2 protein-coding genes are annotated in these 3,311 nt (G+C 59.0%); both read left to right on the plus strand.

Annotated features, from left to right (window positions below):
• Window positions 1-2,537 (plus strand): efflux RND transporter permease subunit (locus tag M0974_RS27000; RefSeq protein WP_297844379.1); only part of this gene is annotated, 2,537 nt, incomplete at its 5' end.
• 11 nt (window positions 2,538-2,548) lie between these two features.
• Window positions 2,549-3,311, plus strand: a 763-nt coding sequence (locus M0974_RS27005) for a TolC family protein (RefSeq protein ID WP_297844382.1), incomplete at its 3' end; no start/stop codon positions are given.

A 3,311-nucleotide genomic window follows, 5' to 3' on the forward strand; every position in this document is an offset into this window, starting at 1 on the left:
GCCTGCAGATCGACAATGTTCGCGCCAAAATCGTCGCCAGTACCGTGAATGCCCCCAAGGGCGCGATCAACGGACCTCAGCAGAATCTCACCGTTTACGCCAACGACCAGATCCTGGACGTGGTGCCGTGGAACCAGTTGGTGGTCGGATACCACAACGGCGCCGCGCTCAGGGTCCAGGATCTGGGCGAAGCCATCCAGGACGTGGAGAACAACCAGATCGGCGCCTGGGCGTTCCCGGGAAAGGCCAATACCGATCCTACCCTGAAGGGCGGCCAGAGCATCCTACTGATCATCTACAAACTACCCGGGGCCAACGTCATCGATACGGTGAACAAGATCATGAAGGCGTTGCCCGGCCTGCAAGCCAATATTCCGCCGGCTATCGAGATTCATGTTCTGGCGGATCGGACCCAGACGATTCGCGCTTCGGTCAAGGACGTTGAGACCACTCTGCTGATCACCATCGTGCTGGTGGTGGCGGTGATCTTCCTGTTCCTACGCGATATCCGCGCCACGCTGATCCCCAGCGCCATGATCCCTTTGGCCCTATTGGCAACCGCAGCGGTGATGTTGCCGCTCAACTTCAGTCTCGATAATCTCTCGCTGATGGCCCTCACCATTGGCGTGGGTTTTGTGGTGGACGATGCGATCGTCATGGTCGAGGTGATATGGCGGCGCATCGAGACGGGCGACACACCCATGGAGGCCGCCCTGGCCGGCTCCGGTGAAATCAGCTTTACGATTCTGACCATTTCAATTTCGCTGATTGTGGTGTTCACGCCATTGATGTTTATGGGCGGCGTGGTCGGTCTGCTAATGCGTGAGTTCGCTGTCACGCTCAGCGCGGCGGTGCTTCTGTCGCTCGTCTTTTCGCTGACCTTGACGCCGATGCTATGCGCCATGTTCCTCAAAGCGCCCAAACCGCCCTCGAACCTCATTACCCGAATGCTGGAAAAGGGTTTCCTCAATTTGGAAGACAGCTATGCGCGCGGTCTCGATGCGGTTCTGCGCCATCAACTGGTGACGCTGATCGTATTTTTGTTGACCATGGCGGCAGCGGTCTTGCTTTACAGCACGGTTTCCACCGGCTTCTTCCCGCAGCAGGATACGGGCTTTCTCAGCGGAGTCATGATCACTGCCCAGAACGCCTCCTTTACTAAGACCAAACAGAAGGTACAGGATGTCGCCAAGGTCTTGACCCAGGATCCGGCTGTCGCTGGGGTAGCCATCTCTATCGGTTCGGCGAGCACCAACCAGGCGAACCTGAACATCGCCTTGAAGCCCAAAGCCAGCGGCCGGAAAGCGACGGCCGAAGAAGTCATTACCCGACTGCGTCCGAAGTTGGCGGTGCTGGTCGGGGTACAAACCTATCTCCAGGCGGCACAGGATATCAACGTCGGCGGTCGAGTAGGACAGGCCCAGTATCAATACACCCTGGCCGATTCCGACTTGACCGAATTGAATACCTGGGCGCCCAAGCTGCTCGCCGCGTTAAAACAGGTTCCGGATCTCACGGATGTCAGTTCGGATCAGCAATCGCAGGCCGCTGCGGTCAGCCTGACTATCGACCGCGATGCTGCAGGGCGGTTCGGCATCTCCCCGACGGACATCGATACGGCGATTTACGAAATGATCGGGCAGAATGAGGTCACTCAGTACTACACGCAACAAAATAGCTACCACGTGATCGTGGAGGCGCCACCCGGGCTGCAGGCCACCCCCGACCTGTTCAATTCGGTATATCTGCTCTCGCCGATTACCGGGCAGACCGTCCCGCTGTCGGTGTTCGTGAAGGTCGATCCGACAATGACGAGCAACCTGACGGTCAGCCATCAGGGCGAATATCCAGCGGCAACCTTGTCGTTCAATCTAGCCCCGGGCGTGGCGCTAAGCCAGGCGACGCAAGCTGTGCAGGATGCACGCGACAAGCTGGGTGCACCGCGCACCCTCAATGGCGCCTTTCAAGGAACGGCTCAGGCCTTCCAGCAATCATTGGCCACTGAACCTCTGCTGATCGGCGCAGCGCTGCTGGCCGTGTATGTCATTCTTGGCGTGCTCTACGAAAGTTTCCTGCACCCGCTGACCATTCTTTCGACACTGCCCTCGGCGGGCCTGGGCGCCTTGCTGGCACTGATCGCGGTGGGCCAGAATCTCAATGTGATCGGCATCATCGCCATCATCCTCTTGATCGGCATCGTCAAAAAGAACGGCATCATGATCGTCGATGTCGCGCTACGTCTTGAGCGCGAGAAGGGACTGACCGGCGAGGAAGCGGTCCGTCAAGCGTCGTGCCAGCGCCTGCGGCCTATTCTGATGACCACTGCCTGCGCGGCGCTGGGGGGTATTCCGATGATATTGATGAATGGCACCGGCTCCGAGTTTCGCCAGCCGCTGGGCTATGCCATCGTTGGTGGACTGATCGTGTCGCAAGCACTCACCCTGTTCACCACACCGGTGGTGTACATCTATCTCGATCGGCTGCGTGGGCTGCGCAGCAAGCCAGCGGCCACGCCCGAACCAGAGCCTAGCGCCTAGGAAATACCGTCATGATTCCCGTGCGCGCCGGCTATCTACGTCTCACTCTGAGCTTTGTGTTCGCAGCGTTGACTTTGTCTGCATGCTTGGTAGGCCCTGACTACCAACGTCCCAGCGTAGCTACTCCACCTTCATTTAAAGAAGCAGCCGGCTGGGTACCCGCGCGACCGGCGGACGCTATCGACAAAGGCGCATGGTGGAGCGTGTTTGACGATCCGGTGTTGGACGGCTTGGAACGGCAGGTCGAAATCTCAAACCAGACGCTCGCCGCAGCCGAAGCTGCTTATCGTGAAGCTCGCGCCATCGTAGCCGAAGATCGGGCCCTGTTGTTTCCGACTGTGGGGCTTAGTGGTTCGCCGACCCTATCGAAGTCCAGCAGCAGCATGAATCGCGGCCTGAGCGCAACCGCCTTGTCGACGGCCGGCGTGGTCACCCGACAATATCAAGTCGGTGCGCAGGCAAGTTGGGCGCCTGACCTGTGGGGCAAAATAAGGCGTGAAATCGAGGGCGCGCGCGACACGACTCAAGCTTCGGCGGCCGATCTCGCCAACGCCCGTTTGACAGCCCAGAGCGAATTGGCGAGCGACTATTTCGAGTTGCGCCTGACCGATGCCGAAAAGGATCTGTTGCAACGAACCATAAGCGGCTACCAGAGGGCGTTAGTCGTCACCGAGAACCAGTATCGAGCCGGTAATGCGGCCAAAAGCGCCATGCTGACGGCCCAAAGTACATTGAGCGCCACGCAAGCCAGCCTGATCGATCTTGACCGCCAAC

The sequence above is a fragment of the Pseudomonas sp. genome, from assembly GCF_026224925.1.
In the GTDB taxonomy this organism is placed as follows: Bacteria; Pseudomonadota; Gammaproteobacteria; order Pseudomonadales; family Pseudomonadaceae; genus Aquipseudomonas.